The 19,966-nt window shown below is 47.6% G+C and carries 20 protein-coding genes; 10 read left to right on the forward strand and 10 right to left on the reverse strand.

The window, feature by feature from the left end; genetic code table 11:
• Window positions 1–324 precede the first annotated feature (324 nt).
• Window positions 325–1,506 (reverse strand): sulfate adenylyltransferase, encoded by a 1,182-nt coding sequence (gene sat, locus H6F56_RS13415; RefSeq protein ID WP_190668961.1) that lies wholly within the window; start codon window positions 1,504–1,506, stop codon window positions 325–327.
• 358 nt (window positions 1,507–1,864) lie between these two features.
• Here sat and H6F56_RS13420 point away from each other — a divergent pair, with 358 nt between their 5' ends.
• Both H6F56_RS13420 and H6F56_RS13425 read left to right on the forward strand, forming a co-directional pair.
• Window positions 1,865–2,119, forward strand: a complete 255-nt coding sequence (locus H6F56_RS13420) for a UPF0175 family protein (RefSeq protein WP_190668962.1) — start codon at window positions 1,865–1,867, stop codon at window positions 2,117–2,119.
• A 28-nt stretch (window positions 2,120–2,147) separates the two neighbouring features.
• On the forward strand, window positions 2,148–2,585 hold the full coding sequence (locus H6F56_RS13425) for a DUF3368 domain-containing protein (RefSeq protein WP_206753407.1): 438 nt from the start codon (window positions 2,148–2,150) through the stop codon (window positions 2,583–2,585).
• A gap of 228 nt (window positions 2,586–2,813) precedes the next feature.
• Here H6F56_RS13425 and H6F56_RS13430 read toward each other — a convergent pair whose 3' ends face one another.
• The 3 genes from H6F56_RS13430 to mnmA all read right to left on the reverse strand — a co-directional run bounded on the left by H6F56_RS13430 (window position 2,814) and on the right by mnmA (window position 4,745).
• Window positions 2,814–3,227, reverse strand: coding sequence for a type II toxin-antitoxin system VapC family toxin (locus H6F56_RS13430; RefSeq protein WP_190668967.1), 414 nt, complete (start codon window positions 3,225–3,227; stop codon window positions 2,814–2,816).
• Window positions 3,214–3,477, reverse strand: a complete 264-nt coding sequence (locus tag H6F56_RS13435) for a FitA-like ribbon-helix-helix domain-containing protein (protein WP_190669038.1) — start codon at window positions 3,475–3,477, stop codon at window positions 3,214–3,216. The genes H6F56_RS13430 and H6F56_RS13435 overlap by 14 nt, the downstream gene beginning before the upstream one ends.
• Before the next feature lie 212 nt (window positions 3,478–3,689).
• Window positions 3,690–4,745 (reverse strand): tRNA 2-thiouridine(34) synthase MnmA, encoded by a 1,056-nt coding sequence (gene mnmA / locus H6F56_RS13440; RefSeq protein ID WP_190668969.1) that lies wholly within the window; start codon window positions 4,743–4,745, stop codon window positions 3,690–3,692.
• A 66-nt stretch (window positions 4,746–4,811) separates the two neighbouring features.
• Between mnmA and H6F56_RS13445 the strand changes: the two genes are divergently transcribed.
• The 5 genes from H6F56_RS13445 (at window position 4,812) to H6F56_RS13465 (ending at window position 11,849) form a co-directional block, all read left to right on the forward strand.
• Window positions 4,812–5,831: a hypothetical protein gene (locus tag H6F56_RS13445; RefSeq protein WP_190668972.1), complete on the forward strand. Its 1,020-nt coding sequence runs from the start codon at window positions 4,812–4,814 to the stop codon at window positions 5,829–5,831.
• Between the two features lie 120 nt (window positions 5,832–5,951).
• Window positions 5,952–7,520 carry an NAD(P)H-hydrate dehydratase gene (locus H6F56_RS13450; protein ID WP_199312821.1) on the forward strand — a complete coding sequence of 523 codons (1,569 nt, stop codon included), beginning with the start codon at window positions 5,952–5,954 and terminating at the stop codon, window positions 7,518–7,520.
• 335 nt (window positions 7,521–7,855) lie between these two features.
• Window positions 7,856–9,115 (forward strand): tetratricopeptide repeat protein, encoded by a 1,260-nt coding sequence (locus H6F56_RS13455; protein WP_190668974.1) that lies wholly within the window; start codon window positions 7,856–7,858, stop codon window positions 9,113–9,115.
• 337 nt (window positions 9,116–9,452) lie between these two features.
• Window positions 9,453–11,282: an aspartate kinase gene (locus H6F56_RS13460; RefSeq protein WP_190668976.1), complete on the forward strand. Its 1,830-nt coding sequence runs from the start codon at window positions 9,453–9,455 to the stop codon at window positions 11,280–11,282.
• A 183-nt stretch (window positions 11,283–11,465) separates the two neighbouring features.
• A complete protein-coding gene (locus tag H6F56_RS13465; RefSeq protein ID WP_190668978.1) occupies window positions 11,466–11,849 on the forward strand; it encodes a DUF4346 domain-containing protein in 384 nt (127 codons plus the stop codon).
• Between the two features lie 83 nt (window positions 11,850–11,932).
• On the opposite strand, the gene psb32 is transcribed toward H6F56_RS13465, so the two are convergent.
• Complete coding sequence (psb32, locus tag H6F56_RS13470) at window positions 11,933–12,658, reverse strand: photosystem II repair protein Psb32 (RefSeq protein ID WP_199312823.1); 726 nt, start codon at window positions 12,656–12,658, stop codon at window positions 11,933–11,935.
• Window positions 12,659–12,779: 121 nt separating this feature from the next.
• Here psb32 and H6F56_RS13475 point away from each other — a divergent pair, with 121 nt between their 5' ends.
• The 3 genes from H6F56_RS13475 (at window position 12,780) to H6F56_RS13485 (ending at window position 15,141) form a co-directional block, all read left to right on the forward strand.
• Complete coding sequence (locus H6F56_RS13475) at window positions 12,780–13,865, forward strand: DUF2817 domain-containing protein (RefSeq protein ID WP_190668980.1); 1,086 nt, start codon at window positions 12,780–12,782, stop codon at window positions 13,863–13,865.
• An 80-nt stretch (window positions 13,866–13,945) separates the two neighbouring features.
• Window positions 13,946–14,767 (forward strand): SDR family oxidoreductase, encoded by an 822-nt coding sequence (locus H6F56_RS13480; protein WP_190668982.1) that lies wholly within the window; start codon window positions 13,946–13,948, stop codon window positions 14,765–14,767.
• A gap of 143 nt (window positions 14,768–14,910) precedes the next feature.
• The gene (locus H6F56_RS13485) at window positions 14,911–15,141 is read left to right on the forward strand and encodes a hypothetical protein (RefSeq protein ID WP_190669053.1); all 231 of its coding nucleotides are present in this window, start codon (window positions 14,911–14,913) and stop codon (window positions 15,139–15,141) included.
• A 12-nt stretch (window positions 15,142–15,153) separates the two neighbouring features.
• Here H6F56_RS13485 and H6F56_RS13490 read toward each other — a convergent pair whose 3' ends face one another.
• From H6F56_RS13490 to H6F56_RS13510, 5 genes are all read right to left on the reverse strand, one after another.
• Window positions 15,154–15,639 (reverse strand): gluconokinase, encoded by a 486-nt coding sequence (locus tag H6F56_RS13490; protein WP_190668984.1) that lies wholly within the window; start codon window positions 15,637–15,639, stop codon window positions 15,154–15,156.
• A 75-nt stretch (window positions 15,640–15,714) separates the two neighbouring features.
• The gene (locus H6F56_RS13495; protein WP_190668986.1) at window positions 15,715–16,437 is read right to left on the reverse strand and encodes a hypothetical protein; all 723 of its coding nucleotides are present in this window, start codon (window positions 16,435–16,437) and stop codon (window positions 15,715–15,717) included.
• A gap of 297 nt (window positions 16,438–16,734) precedes the next feature.
• Complete coding sequence (locus tag H6F56_RS13500) at window positions 16,735–17,148, reverse strand: VOC family protein (protein ID WP_190668988.1); 414 nt, start codon at window positions 17,146–17,148, stop codon at window positions 16,735–16,737.
• Window positions 17,149–17,379: 231 nt separating this feature from the next.
• Entirely contained in the window at window positions 17,380–18,072 is a 693-nt protein-coding gene (gene aqpZ, locus H6F56_RS13505) for an aquaporin Z (protein WP_190668990.1), read from the reverse strand.
• 438 nt (window positions 18,073–18,510) lie between these two features.
• A complete protein-coding gene (locus H6F56_RS13510) occupies window positions 18,511–19,833 on the reverse strand; it encodes a 3-isopropylmalate dehydratase large subunit (protein WP_190668992.1) in 1,323 nt (440 codons plus the stop codon).
• Between the last annotated feature and the right edge of the window lie 133 nt (window positions 19,834–19,966).

The raw sequence follows: 19,966 nt of genomic DNA on the forward strand, positions 1-19,966 counted from the left end.
GTCGTAAGCATTGACTATTTTTTCTCGCAAATCTACTGAGTACGGTTTCATTATGATTCTCAATACCTTTAATGTTCCCTTGAGTGTACCTCATATCTCTCAAAAGCGCTGTAAGATGCGTTTATCCCGAGGAAAAAGGGAAGTAAAAAAGATAATTTTGAATGCAGAGAATTTGAATTTTTCATTCAAAATGCGAACTAACTATTCAAAAATAATTCTTTAAAACTTCCCCATGCTGCTAGAGTCTTTGAGTAAAAGTATTCACGCCTAAAACGTTTCCGTAATCGACGAGAAAATCCCCTAATTCCCTAATACCGGCAATCGCTAAAAAGATTCCATCGGCACTCGCATCGCACGGGCTAGTTCAGCAGCAACCTCTGGACGCGAAAACTCTGGCGGTGGTAACTGGCCGGCACGTAACATCTCCCGCACCTTCGTTCCTGACAGGTGAACACGCTGATCCGGGTTACTCGGACTGGTTTTTGAAGTCGCCATTCCCTGTGAGAGTTTGCAATAGAAAGCGTGTTCAAACTTCATCGGCGAAATGCCCAATTCACCCGGCTCAAATTCATCAAAGATATATTGAGCGTCGTAGGTGCCATAGTAATTACCCACACCGGCATGATCTCGACCAACAATGAAGTGCGTGCAGCCGTAATTCTTCCGCACCAGCGCATGGAAAATCGCTTCACGCGGGCCGGCATAACGCATCGCCGCCGGGTTAATCGCCATAATCACCCGGTCTTTGGGGTAGTAATGTTCCAGCAAAATTTCGTAACAGCGCATCCGCACATCAGCAGGGATGTCATCATCCTTCGTCACACCCACCAAGGGATGCAGGAACAAACCATCCACTGTTTCAAGCGCACACTTTTGGATATATTCATGAGCGCGGTGGATAGGATTGCGGGTTTGGAAACCTACAATCGTTTTCCACCCCTTATCCTTAAACAAAGCTCTCGACTTAGCGGGGTCAATCTGGTATTTGGGAAAAAGAGGATGGGGGTCACGTTCGAGCAACCAAACTGGCCCACCCAAATTAATCGGCCCTTGATTGTAGACAACTTTAACACCGGGATGCTTTTCATCATCGGTGCGATAGACGTTTACCACCTCATGCGCTTTGTTATAGCGATACTTTTGCGTCAGTTCTAGAACACCCACAAACCTGCCGGTGGGGTCATCTAAACGTACCCAACTGCCTTCTTTCAGGGGTTCTGCAACTTCCTCGCTCACAGACAGCGTAATTGGAATTGACCAAGGCAGTCCATTCGCTAAGCGCATATCAGATACAACCGGCTCATAGTCTTTTTGCTCCATAAAGCCGGTGAGTGGACTAAACCCACCAATCGCGATTAGTTCCAGATCGGAAAAAGACTTTTCATCGAGTCGCACGCGAGGTAAAACGTCCGCTTGTTCTTGAAATTCCTGCCCTTCGGCAGATGTAGCAATACGATTGATTAGGTGGCCGCCGTGGGGGGCAATACCGTCTAGATGCTGACTCAAAACAATCCCTCTCTGCGTTGACTGAAATTGGTTGGAACGATCCTGTTTTCCTCATTTATCCTACTTCGCGAGGGAGCATAGGGGAAGCAGGGTTCCTGGAAGTGTGAAGGAGGTGAGCCGGTTTACTTGCTTTGGTTATCCCAGATTTTATTACCAAATGAGTTAGCTAGAAACTCCTCCAATATCAAGATAGGGAAGTCTAACGACCTCAATCAGCAGTGATAAGTAACCTCAACTTCAGCCCAGGTGTCTCCAATCGGTCCACTGCTTTAGGATTGTTAGACGGCTTCAAGCTACTGACTGGAGCGGGTGCGTGTACCATGATAGTAATAGACAACTTATTATAAATTTGACAAATATGGGGCTACAAATCTCAATTTCTGACTCGATTTTGCAAGCTCTTCGTTTACCAGAACAGCGTATTGAGCAGGAACTGCGTCGGGAATTAGCCATTGCTCTCTATACACAAGATATCCTCTCCTTTGGCAAAGCACGAGAACTAGCTGAGGTGGATAAATACGAGTTTGGGCAACTGCTTGCTCTTCGTGGAGTAGTGCGGCATTACAGTTTTGCAGAATTAGATGATGATTTAAGCTATGCCCGTAGTGAGTAACACTTCACCGATTCTCAATTTAGCAATAGTGAATCAGCTTATCCTGTTACATCAGCAGTTTGGCGATATTCTGATTCCAACTGCTGTATTGGATGAGTTGAAAGTTAATGAAGATCGACCGGGTTCTCAAGCAATTCGTGAGGCGATTTCATCGGATTGGATTCAGAGTCAAGAGGTAAGTAACGAACCCCTTGCTCAACTTTTGAAACAAACATTGGATCGAGGAAAAGCTGAAGCAATCGCCCTTGCTATTGACCTTAAGGCAGATTGGACGCTTCTAGATGAGCGCGAAGGCAGAAAAGTTGCCAAATCTTTAGGATTGAAGGTAACAGGAATTTTGGGGATTTTGCTGCGGGCTAAACAGCTAGGAGAACTCGAATCATTGCCGAATGTGATTAATGAATTGATTCACAAAGCCGGATTTCGGATTGCACCGGAGTTAGTAGCACAAATTCTGAGGCAATAGAAAACTAAAATTTTATACTAAGCGTAAGTATCAACGCCGGCATGACACAGCTGTACAAGTGAAGTTGCTGCGGTGACTCAGCTCTAAATTCAAAAGGGTATTTTCAAGGCACTTTCCTGGCCAGAAAATCTGTGGTCTGTTATCTTCACCTGGCTGCAACGCGCTCTTTGAGAAATTTAATCCATAACAGCATTAAAGAAAGTTGAATATTTGCTTAACTTTTTCAAACTACCAAGGATTAATAATTGTAATGCCGCAGTCTTCAAAATCAGAAACATTACGAGTGGCAAGAGTAGCTTGACGAGTGTCACAAATACTGGCTATTTGAGCATCAGCTTGAGAGATTGGTTTACCTATTCGTCTTCTTTCTGCGGCAATTCTAGCAAAAGCGATTGCTGCTGTTTCATCAAACGGTAAAATCCGTCTTCTAAAATCTTCAGAAAACATCAACTGAGCTGCTTGGCTAAATTCAGTTTGGCGTTTTCCCGAAGGTAACAAAGCAATCCCATAAAGAATTTCAGCTTGAGTGATGGTTGTGGTAAAAAGATTCGTTATTGGTTGTGCTGCCGCCCATTGACGAACCACTGACGAGCCTTTAGGGTGCATCAGTTCAGACAATACATTAGTATCAAGTACAATCATATAAATCTTCAAAATTAGGGGGTTCGCGTAAGGGTTCTCTGGGGATAATTGGGACTTCAAAATCTCCAAAATGAGCAAAACGTCGCTCGATAGCCAAGGCCAGATTTAAGGGTTTGAGAGTATTTTCTGTCAAGACAGCCCGGAGGATTTCTTCGGCTTCTTCTTCAATAGAACGCCCATAATATTCTGCTCGCTTTTGCAGGCGGTTTTTGAGGTCATCATCAAAATTTTGAATAGTGATATTGGTCATATTTTTTGTCTCCATCGTAATGCGGGGGATTTCAGACCGGCTGTAGTATTGCTTTAACCCTAGAGCATGGTTGATTGCGACTCCACCGGCTGCTGTTTTCACGCAACTTAACCAGGATTTTAAACCCAAAAACTGGATGGGCAAAGTGAAACAGAGAATTCACGCTTCACTTTACCCATCCTACAAATAATTAGGTTTTGCGTCCTGATGCTTTACTTGTCGGGAGTAATGACGCCCCCGCCTAATAAAACATCACCGGCATACCAAACGGCAGCTTGTCCGGGAGTAATCCCAAACTGCGGTTCATCAAAAACAAGACGAACACTGGCATCTTCCAAAGGAATCACGGTTGCCGGCATTGGAGGGGTGCGGTAACGAACTTGGGCGAGTGCCTTGATGGGGGTAGCCGGCTGCCCCATAGACACCCAATTGACGCCGTGTACCGTGCATTCTGATTGATGAACGCTGGCACGATTTCCCACAATCACCTGATTACGACCGGCATCTAGGGCAACCACATACAGCGGTTCACTGGCAGCGATCCCGATTCCCTTGCGCTGACCGATCGTATAGTGATGGATGCCATCATGATGTCCCAGCACTTTGCCGGTTGTGTCAACAATTTCGCCTTTTTGCGGCGCGAGATATTTGTCGAGAAATGCCCGCATGGAACCATTGGCTTCTACTAAGCACAAATCCTGGCTTTCCGGCTTATCGGCAGTCTTTAAGCCAAATTCAGCCGCGAGACGACGGGTTTCGGCTTTGGTATGTTCGCCCAAAGGAAACACGCACCCAGCTAGCACTTCCTGGGATAAGTCATACAAGAAGTAAGATTGATCCTTGTTGAGGTCTAAAGCCCGCAGCAGTTGATAGCGCCCGGTAGCAGAGTCATAATTAACCCGCGCATAGTGGCCGGTTGCAATTTTATCAATGCCCAACTCTTCACGGGCGTAGCGCTGCATGGGGCCAAACTTGACCGTTTTGTTGCACTGAGAGCAAGGCAGCGGCGTCACACCGGCACTGTAGCCGGCCACCAAATAATCCACAATATTGCTCTGGAAAACTTCACGAATATCGACAACGTGATGGGGAACGCCTAATTGTTCGCAAATATAGGCAGCATCAACCATCCCCTCCGTGCAACACTGACCTTTACCCTTCATCAGCCAAAGGGTCAGTCCCACAACTTCATATCCTTGATGGTGGAGGGTTGCTGCTGCAACTGAACTATCGACTCCACCGGAGAGGCCCACCACTACTTTGTTCATGATCTTGAACAACTGCAAAAAATTACCTATTACTCTACGCTAACACCGGCAGAGGAAGAGTGGGAGATGGGGAGATGCAAAGAGATTGAAAGAGCTGGGGTTGCGTGTGGTAGACTGAGCGCAAATTTTGTCCGAGACTACAGACTAGAGCATTGTGGGGAAACCGGCATGAATATAAATCAGCAAAATCAACCCAGCAGCGATAACAACAGCAGGGATGCCGGTGATAACCGTCCGAGTTGTATTGCCCCCTTGCAAAGGGCAAGGCTATTTCATTCCTCCCTTTCTCACGCCATTTTCCTCTCTGCCTTGCAAAAAGCTTTACTGCTAGCCGGCTGTTTGCTGATGGCGTGCCAAAGCCCTGCTGGGGCAGAATCTTGGAATTTCTCAGATGTACCAACCCCCCAGTTACTTGCACAAGTACCCAGGCAATATTTGGTTTATGTGAAAGGGGAGAGTGACCAAATGCTCGAACAAGTCCGCAGAGTCGCACCGGAAGCGTATATTGATCAGTTCAAAGGGCGCAAGGTAATCAACGCCGGCACTTTTTATGATCGAGAATTGGCAAAGCGGCGAGAGCAAGAGATTGAATCGCTATATATTCGGGCTGAAGTCGCCCGGATTGAGGGTCGATATAACCCTAGTAGGGCTGCCGGCTATTCCACCGGCTCATCCAGGATAGGAGGTCGATACAGCCCTAGCACTGCCACCTATTCCACCAACTCATCCAGAATAGGAGGTCGATACAACCCTAGCACTGCCACCTATTCCACCAACTTATCCAGGATAGGAGGTCGATATAACCCTAGCACTGCCACCTATTCCACTAGACCATCAGTAGTGTCGAGGGGAATTACCGACAATGATTATTTTGTCGTCATTCCAGCATCAGCACAAGATTTGACGGCGATTGCAGAACAAGTGCGCTTGCTAGGTGCGCCGGCAGAAGGCGTTGAAGATCGAGACCAACCTCGCGGCTACCACATCGCAGTTGGGCCATTCTCAGATAGAAGCACTGCAGAGCGCTGGAACCGATATTTAACAGATTTAGGGCTGGGCAATGCGCGGGTTTACTATGGTCGTTAGGGGATTGGGCAAGGCTACGCCAACCTAAAGGTATGGGAATTGGGCATGGGGCATGGGGGATTGGGCATGGGATATAGGATTTAGAAATTGACTCAGGACTAGAAGCTAGGAGTTAGCACTTTGGTAGGGATTGAACACCGGCAAGAACAGATTCAGCAAATTGCAGTGACGGCTGAACAAATGCGTGCGGTTGAGGCGCGAGTGTTTGATGCTGGGATGCCGGTGGCAGCTTTGATGGAAAAGGTGGCTGGATTGATTATCCGCCGAATTCAAACGCTTTATCCGATGCCGGTGCGAGTCGGGGTGTTGGTTGGCCCTGGCCATAATGGCGGTGATGCCTTGGTAGTGGCAAGAGAATTGCATTTCAAAGGTTATGAAGTTTCGATTTACCGCGCTTGTTCTCAGCTGAAGGAACTGACGGATCAGCACGCACATTATGCAACGCGATTGGGGATTCCTTCTTACGAGGTTATTGACGCCCTCAAGGACTCTGAGCTGTTGATTGATGGGTTATTTGGTTTTGGGCTGGAGCGACCCTTAGAAGGCTCTATTGCCGATGCAATTAACCAGATTAATACTTGGGGCAAGCCGGTGTTGAGTATTGATTTGCCTTCCGGGTTGCATACCGATACCGGCGAGGTATTGGGGACGGCAATTCGGGCGACGCGGACGCTTTGTTTGGGTTTGTGGAAGTTGGGTTTACTGCAAGACGATGCGTTGCAGTACGCCGGCGAGGTGGAACTGATTGATTTTGATTTGCCTTTGGTGGATATTTTGGCGGTTGTCGGGCAAGCACCGGCAATTCGTCGCGTCACGCCCTCCGTTGCCCTTGCTCAGGTTCCCCTGCCGCGTCCCCAGTCAACCTATAAGTACAAAATGGGGCATCTGCTGCTGATTGCCGGCTCTCGCAAGTATACCGGCGCAGCAATTTTAACCGGCTTAGGGGCGCGGTGCAGTGGTGTGGGAATGCTGTCGATTGCGGTGCCAGAGTCGATTAAGCCGCTGTTGAGTGCCCAGTTGCCAGAAGCTTTAATTATTGGCTGTCCGGAAACAGATTCGGGGGCGATTGAACAGCTGCCGGTGGGGATTGATCTGACTTCCTACAGTGCCATCGCCTGCGGCCCCGGTTTGACTTTAGAGGCCGCTGCAGTGGTTGAAATGGTGTTAGAAAGCGATCGCCCGGTTGTTGTGGATGCGGATGGGTTGAATGTCTTGGCGCAACTGGGGACAATCCCGACTTTGGCGGAACGTCAAGCTTTAACGGTTTTGACGCCCCATGCTGGGGAGTTTAAGCGGCTGTTTCCCGACATTGAAGACTTGACAAATAATAGAATTCATGCAGTAAAATCTGCTGCTCAGCAAAGTCAAGCAATCGTTTTGTTGAAAGGCGCGAGAACTGCGATCGCCCATGCCGATGGTTCAGTCTGGATTAATCCAGAAAGTACGCCGGCGCTGGCAAGGGGTGGCAGTGGGGATGTTTTAACCGGCTTGATGGGGGGTTTAATTGCCCAGGCGGTTGCCGGAGAGATGCCGGTGGAACCGTTAGTCACAACCGCAGTTTGGTGGCACGCGAGAGCCGGCATTTTAGCTGCACAGGAACGCACAGAGTTAGGGGTTGATGCCTTTACGCTAACGCAATATTTGCTGCCGGTGGTGCAATCTTACTTTTCTAAAAATTTGCTGGTTTAGTTTTAGATATTCCTACCGAGCTATTGCAAAAATCGGCACTCCTGAAGATTTTGCTAATTGCGTTCAATATTTGCCTTTGTAGTGGATGCGATTTCTTATTACAAACTGTTTTCGGTATTGAAGATAACCAATTAGGATATGAGCCGGCTTTAATCGGCTTTCGCTATTAACCGGCAATTTTAACCTCTGGTGGGTTTGGGAAGAATCAATCAACGCTGCTGGCATCGCGTTCTTTTTATCGCTCCAGTCTATTTTCCTGATGTCAATGTTGCGATTAAAGAAATCTTATCTCTAAAATTGTTAGGATAATCATTAGACTTTTTCTAGCCCGTCAAATGTTAAACGATATTTGGAATTATCTTTTTAGAGAGTTTCCGGGCTTATTTAGTAACAACGAGCCGGCATCCCCTCCGCCGCCACCTCCGCCACCGCGTCAAACCCTGAGTGATGCAGAACTTGAGGCGATTTTCATGCAGTTACTTGATGGGGTAAGTGAGGGGTGGAGTCGCGGATCGGTGAAGGGGTTTTTGATAGCTAAACAAGTTACAGATGCGGAGTGGATCGTCTGGTTGCACCGGTTTGAGGAACGATTGCAAAGGGTGCCGGCGCCGCATGAAGAATTGGCGCGGCGGTTGGTACAGTTTGGGGAAATTCGCGGGGAGAGATTGGGGGAAGTCGCAGCAGAAATAGGCCGGCACTTACTATCACAAATACCGCAGCGTCCAGGAAAAGAAAAATTACAGGAAAATAAGGAAGAGATGGAAGAGGCTGAGGTATGGTTTAATCGAGGCAATGAACAATACAGGAGAGAAGATTTTCTTGCTGCGCTTACTTCCTACAGCCGCGCCGTTGAAATTAAACCCGACTTTCACCTAGCGTGGAATAGCCAGGGAAATTCGCTCGCTGAATTAGAGCAGTATGAAGATGCGCTTACTTCCTACAACCGTGCCGTTGAAATTAAACCTGACTTTTACCAAGCTTTGTATAACTGCGGGCTATTGCTTGCTGAATTGGAGCAATATGAAGAGGCGCTCATTTGCTATAACCGCGCCGTTGAAATTAAATCCGAATTTTATGAGGCTTGGAATAGCCAAGGGAATATGCTAGCTAGATTAGGCCGGCATGAAGAAGCACTCACTTCTTTTGCTCGCGCGATTGAAATTAAGCCTGAATATCACCAGGCTTGGTATAACCGAGGTAATTTACTAAATGATTTAGGTCGGTATGAAGAGGCACTTGCTTCTTTAAAACGCACGCTTGAAATTAAACCCGATTACCACAAAACTTGGGTAAAACTGGGCATATCGCTGAATAAATTGGGCCGCTATGAAGAAGCACTCACTTCCTTAAAACGCGCCGTTGGAATTAACCGCAACGATCATGAAGCTTGGAAAAATCAAGGAAATGTACTAGCTAGATTAGGTCGGCATGAAGAAGCACTCACTTCCTTCAACCGTGTCGTTGAAATTCAACCTAACGATCACGAAGCTTGGTATAGCCGGGGGATGTGTCTAGACTATTTAGGTCACTATGAGGAGGCGCTTACTTCCTACAACCGCGCCCTTGAAATTAAACCGGACTCGTATGGCGCTTAGATGAATTGCAGTATTACAGCCGGCAACAGTATAGACCCAAGGCAACCCTACATTTCTATATCTTGCTGGAAATATGCCGGCACTGTCTCAAGGATCATCTTCCACAAGGCTGTCGGCATCAGGCGCATCAATCACCCCCGTCCTCCCCACAACTTATAACCTCAGACAGATATCCGACACACCGGCAGACGAGAGAATCTAAAATTTAGCGGTTTCGGTGCAGTCGAGTCTGATAAGTTAATAGATTGATCGCAAATACAAATTTTCTGGCATCCCTGACAGCTTAAACGCCGCAGCCGGCCAGGTATTCACAAGCAGCGTTGGTGGGAGAAGTGTTATGGCGCTAATCGTTCAAAAATATGGTGGCAGTTCCGTTGGGTCAGTCGAACGCATTCAGGCAGTGGCTCAACGTGTAATAAACTCGGTGAAAGCCGGCAACTCGGTAGTCGTGGTGGTTTCTGCAATGGGGAAAACCACCGATGGGTTAGTGAAATTAGCCAATGAAATCTCCTCAAACCCCAGCCGGCGGGAAATGGATATGCTGCTATCCACAGGCGAACAAGTAACGATTGCCCTCCTCAGCATGGCATTGCAGGAACTCGGACAGCCGGCAATTTCTCTCACCGGCGCACAAGTCGGCATTGTCACGGAAGCGGAACACACCCGCGCCCGCATTTTACGCATAGAAACTGATCGGATGCAACGCCAGCTTGATGCCGGTAAAGTCGTTGTGGTTGCCGGCTTCCAAGGCATCACCAGCATCGCCGACTTAGAAATCACCACCTTGGGGCGCGGCGGTTCCGACACCTCAGCCGTTGCCCTCGCTGCTGCACTCAGGGCGGACTTCTGCGAAATTTATACCGATGTCCCCGGTATTTTAACCACCGACCCCCGCCTCGTGCCAGACGCCCAGCTAATGGCAGAAATTACCTGTGATGAAATGCTCGAACTCGCCAGTTTGGGCGCAAAGGTACTGCATCCCCGCGCCGTGGAAATCGCGCGAAATTACGGCGTTCCCTTAGTGGTACGCTCGAGTTGGACAGATGACCCCGGTACAAAAGTTATCTCACCGGCACGGGTTCCCCGCCCTCTGAAAGGCTTAGAAATTGTGCATCCGGTGGATGCGGTGGAATTTGACACCGATCAAGCAAAGGTTTCCCTGCTGCGAGTCCCCGATCGTCCCGGTGTGGCGGCGCGTTTATTTGGCGAGATCGGCAAACAAAACCTGGATGTAGACTTAATTATCCAGTCGATTCACGAAGGCAATAGCAACGATATCGCCTTTACCGTAACCAAACATTCCCTCAATCAAGCCGAAGCCGTCGCCTCTGCGATCGCCCCCACGCTTCGCAGTCACCTGGATGCTGCACCCAATGAAGCCGAAGTGATGGTGGAACGGAAAATCGCCAAAGTCAGTATTGCCGGTGCCGGCATGATTGGGCGTCCCGGCGTCGCAGCGCAGATGTTCCAAACTTTAGCGGATGCCGGTGTGAATATTCAAATGATTTCCACCTCTGAAGTGAAAGTTAGTTGCGTTATCGACGCCGAAGATGGCGATCGTGCGCTTGCTGCCCTTTGCGAAACCTTTGAAGTCAATAGTTCGCCGGTGCGCGAACAATCTGCTCACGCCCTCACCGCCGCATCCTCTCTCCCCCTTCCTCCCCCGGTACGCGGCGTGGCGCTGGATCTGAAACAAGCCCGTCTTGCCATTCGCCACATCCCCGATCGTCCCGGCATGGCAGCGCAGTTATTCGGACTGTTGGCAAAGCGCAATATCAGTGTTGACACAATCATCCAATCCCAGCGCTGTCGCATTATTAATGGGGTAGCAACGCGGGATATTGCCTTCACCGTAGCCAGGGCTGATGCAGAGGATGCCCGGATGGCTTTAGCAGCTTTGGCGGCTGAGTGGGGAAGTGTTGAGGTGGTGCTAGATACGGCAATTGCCAAAGTTAGCGTAGTGGGTTCTGGCATGGTTAACCATCCCGGTATTGCCGCGCAGATGTTTGGTGCACTGGCGCAACAGCAAATCAATATTCAAATGATTGCCACTTCTGAAATTAAAATTAGCTGTGTGGTGGATGAGGAAAGCGGTGTACAGGCGTTGCAAGCAATCCACGCAGCCTTTGAATTAGCCGGCACTCAAAAAATAGAGGTGCCGGCGTGAAGTCGCAGTTGCTTTGAAAAAGGTTGGGAAGCGGGGGTGTTTTAGATGCCCCGCGCCCTTTTTGATCGAGTGAATGAATGATTAAGCAGCCAAGGACTTCTAAACTAGAAATAGGATTGTTCTGTTAAACGAACAAGACAACTTCTCGACGATCTAGAAACAGAATTTATCCAGTTAATGACTATGAATCAAATTTTTGAAGACGATGCTGCGATTGATGAAGAACTGTCTAAGCGTCACCTCGTTCTCGATCCGGGCGGTTACTTTATTATTTACCTAGATCGCGAATCGGGGTTAATTTGCGCGAAACACTTCACCAATGCTATTGATGAACGCGGCTTAGCTGTCGATCCGGAAACCGGCGAAGTTATCCCCGCCCGAGGTAAGGTGGAACGCACACACGCCACTGAATTTGCCGGCAGAACCGCTAAACAACTCTGCGTTAAAATTTTTGAAGAAACTCAGCCCAGTCCCGTGACACTGCTGGATCATGCAGCTTATCTCGGTCGGGAATTTGTCCGGGCTGAGATAGCTTTAGCCAATGGCCAAGACTACGTTCAAGATTAAGCTAAAAACCATTTAATTTGCATGATTTACAGCTTTCTTATCAAAAGAAAATTGTAAATTTATGCAGATTAAATGTGTAAATTTTAGGAAAAACCTTGATAGAAAAAGTAAGTGACCATTGGGATAACCGTAGCGGCAATTAAAAGCACAACCACAACAATGGTTGCATTGCCGGTGTTGGTTTCTTCTGCTTTTTTAAACGTGCTTTCAACGTTCGTGGTGTCTACCACAACCGGCGCACCCGGATCAGGCTGACCCGATAATACCGCTACAAGGCGATCACCGGCATCTAAAAAGGCTTGATTGTATTTATTGCCTTGCTGCAAAGGCACAAGCAGGGTTTCCGAAGCCACACTTTCGGCAATCTCATCGGAGAGAACCGTCTTCACTTTATCCCCAGTGCGAATCGCTGCGGTGTTGGTGACGGTATCGAGTACCAATAAGGCTTGATTGGCTTGCGCTTCTGAGGTGGGAAACCATTTTTCAAACAGCTTATCGGTAAAGCTTTCGATGGTTTCGCCGTAGTCAAGCCGGTGGATGGTGACAAACCGGACTTCTTTGCCGGTTTGCTCGGCTAGCTTTTCCAAAGAGGCGCTGATCCGCCCTTCATTAAGCCGGCTGATGGCATCATCTTCATCGAGTACCCAAGTGCGCTCACCGGCTGATAAACTCGGCAGTTGATAGACGCCGGTGGCGTGTGCCGGTGCCATCACGAACTGCGCCGCTATAACGAGCACTGCTATTGACAAAAGAAGACGGGTATGATATTGAAAAGTGCTGAGTATTTGTTTGAGGAGCTGTTTAATCATAAGAATCCTAAAACAGATCGTTTACAAAAAATACTATATAAATTGCCGGTAAAACTGACGGCTTGAGGATTGAATGTTGAGTTTGTTGCCGGCATTCAGGAATTCGGGGATTTTTTGATTGATGTCTAACACGGCTGCTTTTTCTCCAGATTACTTTACTGCGCGGCACCGCTTTCGTTGTGCGGCGAGTGCTTTCGGATGTTCTGTAGAGACTTTTGGGATTGACGAATTCGGGCAAAATGGGGAAAAAATGACGATTGATGTGGCAATTTTAGGATCACTTAACCCTAAGCGTGTGCTAATTGTTTCCAGCGGATTGCATGGAGTCGAAGGTTTTTTCGGTTCGGCTGTGCAAATTGCACTGCTTGAGGGGTATCTTCAGGATTATAGTTTTCCTCCGGATACTGCTTTAGTTTTACTCCACGCTTTGAATCCCTATGGCTTTGCATGGCGACGCCGGTGCAATGAAGACAATGCAGATTTGAATCGTAATTTTCTGTTAGCCGGCGAAGAGTATCACGGCAGTCCAGAAAATTACCCTAAACTCGATAGTTTTTTTAATCCCACTTCACCCCCATCCCAGTTTGAACCGTTTTTAATCAAAGCGATGGCGCTGATTCTGCGTTATGGGATGCCGGCATTAAAAAATACTTTACCTGTCGGGCAATATGACTTTCCCAAAGGGCTATTTTTTGGAGGCAATTCTCCCTCAGAAACCCAACAAATTTTAGCAGAAAATCTTCCTCGGTGGGTGGGAGAGGCGACAAATGTTATCCATCTTGATTTCCATACCGGCCTTGGTCGCAAATTTAGTTATAAACTTTTAATTGATGTGCCGGCAGACTCAGAACAAGCTCAACAATTAATTCAAGATTTCGGTTCAGATGTCGTTTCACCCTTGACAACCGAAGGCATAGTTTACCCCACACGCGGCGGTTTAGGAACCTGGTGTCAAGCAAAATTTCCCCACACGCGCTATGACTTTCTCACCGCAGAATTTGGCACCTATCCGATTATCCAAGTTGTTCAAGCCTTGCGGGCAGAAAACCGTGCCCACTGGTGGGGAACACCAGATCATCCTGCTTGGGAACGAGCAAAGCAACAATTGGTAGAAATTTTCGCGCCGGCAGATCCACGCTGGCGCGAAACCGCAGTATCTCAAGGCATTAATTTAGTTAAACAAGCCTGCAAAATAATATCTCAGTGACTAAACATTAACTTGTACACTGGATTCTATAGCTCGGAAAAACTACACCCAAATACAGCAGTATTGAAGAGGATAAAATCATGAAGATTGCCATTATCGGCTGTGGCTACGTCGGCAGTGCACTTGCCCGTCAATGGCATGAATTTGGTCATCTGGTGACAGCCACAACAACAACTCAAAGTCGCGTGGCGGAACTTGAGGAGATCGCCCAACAGGTGGTGGTGGTGAAAGGAAATGATGCTGGCGCAATGCTTTCTGTGATTCAAGATCAAGATGTAGTGCTTTTGAGTGTGGGTGCTCCGAGTGGAGATGCCTACCGGGAAAGCTACCTGGAGACGGCAAAAACGCTAGTAGAACAGTTAAAGCAGACTTCGAGTGTGAAGCAGCTCATCTACACCGGCAGCTATAGTGTTTATGGGGATAAAAATGGGGAATGGGTGGATGAAGAAACCCCCGTTGCACCGGCTAATGAAAATGGTGAAATTTTATCGGAGACAGAACAAGTGTTGTTAGGCGCTGCCGGTGAAAATTTGAAAGTTTGTATCCTCCGTTTAGGTGGAATTTACGGCCCTGATCGAGAACTTGTCAAGATTTTCAGTCGGGCTGCCGGCACAACTCGTCCGGGTGCCGGTGAAGATAGGACGAATTGGGTTCGCTTAGAAGACATTGTGGGGGCAATCGATTTTGCTCTGACGAAGCAATTGCAAGGTATTTACAATCTTGTGCATGATGTTCCCCTCACATCCCGCGAAGTCATTGATCGGGTGTGTGAACGTCATAATTTAGAAAAGGTTTCTTGGGATGCTTCAGCTCGCTCGACTCGCCCTTATAACGCACGAGTATCTAATCAGAAAATTAAGGCGGCGGGTTATACCCTAATTTATCCTGAGATGCTGCTTTAAAGTATCGGATTTGGCTTTTGGCACGCGCTGAAAGGGAATGGCACCGGAACTCATGCGATGTAACTCTCTCTTACCTTAATCATTAGCCTCTATTCCTAACCATTAGCGAGTCAAAATTAGCGCGTTCACGTTAATAAGCCAGTATGAAACCAGCAGAAACTTACAAACGTTGGATTATCCAAACCCAACAAGTCTTCTATGTCGAAGTTTGGGACTCGAATGGGAACCATTACATAGCAGTTCGCAACGCTAAGTCAGAGGATGAAGCAGTGGAGATGGCTAAACACTGGATTGATAAGCATGAAATCCAAGCCGACGAATTAAATTGTATTGATGGTTTTGGTGATTTGCTAGATAATGAGTATGAGTTTTGAACCGAGATGTATTTAGATTCCTAACTGGGTTCTGATATTTTCAACAAGTGTTGCCGGCGGTTCAGTTACGTCTGCATAAATTCCTTCTTGTGGCTCCTCAAGGCTATCAAATTGACTTCGCAACAAATCACTTTTCATAAAGTGATCCGCACGCAAACGCAGCCGTTGCTCAATCGCCTCAAATGAACCCTTGAGGTAAACAACTTTCATGCGCTCCCGATCCCGCACCAGTAACTGACGGTAGCGATCTTTAAGAGCTGAACACGCTAGCACCACATTTTTGTCTTCCTGCAACCACCCATCGATAGCCCGTTGCAATTCTTCGATCCACGGCTGCCGATCTGCATCATCTAGCGGGATGCTACGGCTCATTTTCTCAATGTTTGCCGGCGGATGAAAGGCGTCGGCATCGCTGAAATGCCAGTTTAAAGATTGCGCTAGCAGCAGACCAATTGTGGATTTGCCGGAGCCTGAAACTCCCATTACCAGAACTATCATCTCAATATTATCTGTTAACAATAAAGGCGACCCAATGGATCGCCTTTATATCATAATTGGAGAATCTTGCTAAATTTAGCGCGTTCCACTATTGGGCGTTGTGGTGGTGCCATTAGCGGGGGTAACTGTGTTGCCACTAGGCGTGACTGTGGTGCCGCCATTAGGGTTCGTGTTTTGAATGGACGGTGTTCCGTTAGGCACCACAATGCTACCTGGGCCACTGGTTGTGCCGCTAGGAAAGTTTACACTGCCAGGGGTGATAGGTGTAGTGCCGGTGTTGGAACCGGGGGAAGTTGGCGAACCGCTGGGGGTGCTGATCGTTCCTGGCGCACCGTTGATATCTCTAGATTCGGTGCCACCGGAGGTACTGGGAACCGCACTCGGTGTCGTACTTGTACCGGGCGTTACACTGGTGCCGGCAGGTAGGTTGTTGGTGTTGCCAGTGTTGTTGGTTGTGCCGGTGTTGCCGGTGTTGCCGGTATTGTTGGTTGTGCCGGTATTGTTGGTTGTGCCAGTATTGCTGGTGTTGCCGGTGGGGTTAGCTGTACCACCCGGGACTGTGATTGTGCTGCCACCAGGGGTTGTAATCGTCGTGGTAGAATTGTTGCCGCTATTACCGGGGAGGATAATTGTACTGCCTGGGGTTCCTGTGCCGGTGGGGGTTGTCGAAGTTCCATCTAGATTGGTTGGAGTCTGGGAAATCGCCGGCAGCCCCATTAAAGAACTCAAACCGGCAACGCCTACTATGCCGGTAAGCAGTTTCAGCAACTTGCTGGGATTAACTTGCTTGATAAACATGATCTCGCCCTCTGATAAACTTTTAAATCGTTTAGATTTCTTACCTCACCATAGTAGAACTACTCAGCATTCTCTCCACCTATCTCTAGTAAGAACTGTAGAAATCAATCGGTTAATAATTGCCTACCAATAGGTGTAGAAGCAAGCCGATCTTTTTTCCCAGAAGCCGCTCACTCTTGGTGAATAAAATCACACAATGACGAGGAAAAGATGCCGTCCCAAGAACAATTCCTGATCTTCTTGCCGGCAGTCGGTGGATAAAAGAGGATTCGCAGGAAAACTAGGAGAATTCGCTGATTACGAAGGAAGATTGGGCATATAAACCAATTCCAGTTTAATTCCATCGGGATCGGCAAAGAAGAGTGCGTAGTAGCCGGGTGCGTAATGGTTGTATTCGGCTGGCGGATCAAGAACTGTAGCGCCTATCTCGACAATCAGCTTGTATAAATTATCGACTTGTTCACGGCTGCCGGCGTTAAAAGCAAGATGGTGCAGTCCAGGTGAGTAGCGATCATGAGTTTTGTTCGAGGAATCTGGATTGCCGGTGTAAATTAGGATTGCTCCAGCATCCTTTAACCACCACATGATGAACTGATCGTTTTTTTCCACCTGCTGATAGCCCATGAATCCCAAAATCGCGTTATAAAACGGTTCCGATTTGGATCGATCACTCACCGTCAAGCTTAGGTGATTCAGGCTACCAAGAGTCATAAAAAGCCCTTCTCTTCCAGAATAACAAATCTATTATAAACTCCGGAGCCGGTTCAAGTCGCTCTATTTTTGCTTTTGCTTTTTTATAAAAGATTCAATTCAGTGAAAAATAAAAGTATGCAAAATAATTTTAATATCTAAAAATAGAGGCTGAAGAAATAATAGATGATGGACAATGCTCTCTCACAGAAGCTTTGTTTCTCAATCTTTAATCCTCAGCCCTTAATCATCTCAATTATTTTCAGAGCTAATGATGTTATACACCAAAACCCCTAAGATTCCCCCAACAAGTGGCGCTAAAATAAACAACCAAAGTTGTTGTAAAGCCCAGCCGCCTTGAAAAATAGCCACGCCAATACTTCTGGCTGGATTCACTGAAGTATTGGTGACTGGAATTCCGACTAAATGAATGAGAACCAAGACTAAACCGATAGGAATACTGGCAAAACCGGATGGGATGTATTTAGGATGGGTTGTTGCCATGACGGTGATGATCAGAAAGAAGGTTAAGACAATTTCAGTTAAAGCTGCTGCAAACAGTCCGTAACCTTCAGGAGAATGCGCTCCATATCCATTCGTTGCAAAACCGGCACTGACATCAAAGCCGGGTTTTCCTGATGCAATGGCATATAAAATGCCGGCACCAAGTATTGCCCCAACTACTTGAGCGCCAATATAAATTGGCACCAAAGATTTCTTTAATTTGTTGGCGAAAGCTAAACTTACAGTAACTGCGGGATTGATGTGACATCCAGAAATGCCGCCAATGGCATAAGACATCACTAATAAGGATAAACCAAAGGCGAGGGAAACCCCTAAATAGCCAATTTGTTTGCCGGCTAAAACGGCACTGCCACATCCCCCTAAGACTAAAACCATTGTGCCGATCATTTCGGCAATGAAAATTCTTGCTCTGCTATTCATACTTTTCTTTATTTCGCCTTTCAACAAGTGTTCTTGCGACGTGTGTTGCTTGTTGCCGGCAAAGCGGATTAACGCTTATATCAAACGTAATACCTTTCTGAATCTTGGCACTACAAATTTAAGGGTGGTTGGTCATGTTAAATTCACGCATAACCCACAACAAATTTGGAGGACTGAACAGAAATGGTATAGAAATTTAATAAGCCAGCAACCAGAAAAAGAGGGACACTGAAAAACACGAAAGAAGAAATTATAATTTCTTCCTTTTCTCGTCCCGTCTGACTTCTGAATATTGACTTTTAAATTATTCCCAATATATTTGTTCTAATAACGCATGGTTGGAATAACTGATGTAACAGATAAGTTATTCGTCACAAGTAGAATAAACTCATCTGTTACATTTATGCGTCTCGCGAGGAGCCGGTGCCACCTTTGGGTTTAGCTGAGGAATTCGCGGGGATCTGTCACGTAGCCGGTGACTGCGGAAGCTGCGGCGGTGTAAGGTGAGGCGAGATAAATACCGGCCTCTTTATTCCCCATGCGTCCAGGGAAATTGCGGTTAGTGGTAGAGACGCAGATTTCAGGTTCATTCACCCGGCCAAACGTATCTTTTGGGCCACCCAGACAAGCGGCGCAGGAAGGGGCTGCAGGCTCAATGCAACCAGCAGCGAGGAAAATCTCAGACAGCGTTTGTCCCTCGTATTTCTGGCTAAACAGGTCTTCATAAACCTTTTGAGTCGCCGGCACCAAATAAGTCGGCACCTTTACCTGCTTGCCTTTGAGAATACGGGCGGCATTCATAAAGTCAGAAGTTTTGCCGCCGGTGCAGGAACCAATATACACGCGATTAATCTTGACATCGCTGCACTCTCGCGCCAAAGCACGATTATCAGGGGAGTGAGGTTGGGCAACCACCGGCTCTAATTTAGAGACATCACCTCGCCAAGTGCTGTAGAACTTCGCATCAGCGTCGGTGTAAACCGCCTCAAAGGGCTTGTCGGTGCGGGCGCGGACATAGTCAAACGTCGTCTGATCCGGCGCAATCGTCCCATTTTTGCCGCCGGCTTCAATCACCATATTGCACAGCGTCATCCGCTCTTCCATCGTCATCCGCTCAACCGCCTCACCGGCAAATTCCATTGTCCGGTAAGTGGCACCAGAGACGCTGATATCCCCAATAACTTGCAAAATCAAATCTTTTGCCAGCAAATAATCCGGCATTTCCCCATCAAGGATAAAACGCATCGTCGCCGGCACCTTAATCAGCAACTTGCCGGTGCCCATAATAAAACCGGCATCCGTATTGCCAATGCCGGTGGCAAACTGACCAAATGCGCCGGCGTTGCAAGTGTGAGAGTCCGTACCAAACAGCACTTCTCCCGGACGGGTATGACCTTCCTGAGCCAGGGCAATGTGGCAAACACCCTTATAATCCGGATTTGCCTTAAAATCCGAGCGATCAGTGATGTCGTAGAAATATTTAATCCCCTGCTCTCGCGCAAAATCCCGCAAGATATCCACATTGCGGTTAGCCCGCTCATCCGCCGTGAAAATGTAATGGTCTGGAATCAGAACAATCTTCTCAGAATTCCACACCTTAGCATCTGCACCGAATTCGCGCTTAAACACGCCAATCGTTCCAGGGCCACAAACATCATGGGTCATTAACAAATCAACATCAACCCAGATATTTTCCCCCGGCTCCACAGCCTCACGACCGGCAGCTCGTGCCAATATTTTTTCAGTGAGGGTCATCCCCATAACAATTCTCCTGCGGAGACGCTCCGCGCATTCTTTCAAATCAACAGGCTACACCATCTATACTAATGAGCGCTTCTGCTGTTTGCTTCACAAATATTGTCAACCTAGCCGGTTGTTGAGGTGGTTATTGCCT

Origin of the sequence: Microcoleus sp. FACHB-672 (assembly GCF_014695725.1) — a bacterium.
In the GTDB taxonomy this organism is placed as follows: domain Bacteria; phylum Cyanobacteriota; class Cyanobacteriia; order Cyanobacteriales; family Oscillatoriaceae; genus FACHB-68.

What these genes read in the sequence shown, in the direction of transcription:
- H6F56_RS13420 (WP_190668962.1), top strand. Translation starts at nt 1,865, where the DNA reads ATGGGGCTACAAATCTCAATTTCTGACTCGATTTTGCAAGCTCTTCGT.
- H6F56_RS13430 (WP_190668967.1), bottom strand. Translation starts at nt 3,227, where the DNA reads ATGATTGTACTTGATACTAATGTATTGTCTGAACTGATGCACCCTAAA.
- H6F56_RS13435 (WP_190669038.1), bottom strand. Translation starts at nt 3,477, where the DNA reads ATGACCAATATCACTATTCAAAATTTTGATGATGACCTCAAAAACCGC.
- mnmA (WP_190668969.1), bottom strand. Translation starts at nt 4,745, where the DNA reads ATGAACAAAGTAGTGGTGGGCCTCTCCGGTGGAGTCGATAGTTCAGTT.
- H6F56_RS13445 (WP_190668972.1), top strand. Translation starts at nt 4,812, where the DNA reads ATGGGGAGATGCAAAGAGATTGAAAGAGCTGGGGTTGCGTGTGGTAGA.
- H6F56_RS13455 (WP_190668974.1), top strand. Translation starts at nt 7,856, where the DNA reads ATGTTAAACGATATTTGGAATTATCTTTTTAGAGAGTTTCCGGGCTTA.
- H6F56_RS13460 (WP_190668976.1), top strand. Translation starts at nt 9,453, where the DNA reads ATGGCGCTAATCGTTCAAAAATATGGTGGCAGTTCCGTTGGGTCAGTC.
- H6F56_RS13465 (WP_190668978.1), top strand. Translation starts at nt 11,466, where the DNA reads ATGAATCAAATTTTTGAAGACGATGCTGCGATTGATGAAGAACTGTCT.
- psb32 (WP_199312823.1), bottom strand. Translation starts at nt 12,658, where the DNA reads ATGATTAAACAGCTCCTCAAACAAATACTCAGCACTTTTCAATATCAT.
- H6F56_RS13475 (WP_190668980.1), top strand. Translation starts at nt 12,780, where the DNA reads ATGTCTAACACGGCTGCTTTTTCTCCAGATTACTTTACTGCGCGGCAC.
- H6F56_RS13480 (WP_190668982.1), top strand. Translation starts at nt 13,946, where the DNA reads ATGAAGATTGCCATTATCGGCTGTGGCTACGTCGGCAGTGCACTTGCC.
- H6F56_RS13485 (WP_190669053.1), top strand. Translation starts at nt 14,911, where the DNA reads ATGAAACCAGCAGAAACTTACAAACGTTGGATTATCCAAACCCAACAA.
- H6F56_RS13490 (WP_190668984.1), bottom strand. Translation starts at nt 15,639, where the DNA reads ATGATAGTTCTGGTAATGGGAGTTTCAGGCTCCGGCAAATCCACAATT.
- H6F56_RS13495 (WP_190668986.1), bottom strand. Translation starts at nt 16,437, where the DNA reads ATGTTTATCAAGCAAGTTAATCCCAGCAAGTTGCTGAAACTGCTTACC.
- H6F56_RS13500 (WP_190668988.1), bottom strand. Translation starts at nt 17,148, where the DNA reads ATGACTCTTGGTAGCCTGAATCACCTAAGCTTGACGGTGAGTGATCGA.
- aqpZ (WP_190668990.1), bottom strand. Translation starts at nt 18,072, where the DNA reads ATGAATAGCAGAGCAAGAATTTTCATTGCCGAAATGATCGGCACAATG.
- H6F56_RS13510 (WP_190668992.1), bottom strand. Translation starts at nt 19,833, where the DNA reads ATGGGGATGACCCTCACTGAAAAAATATTGGCACGAGCTGCCGGTCGT.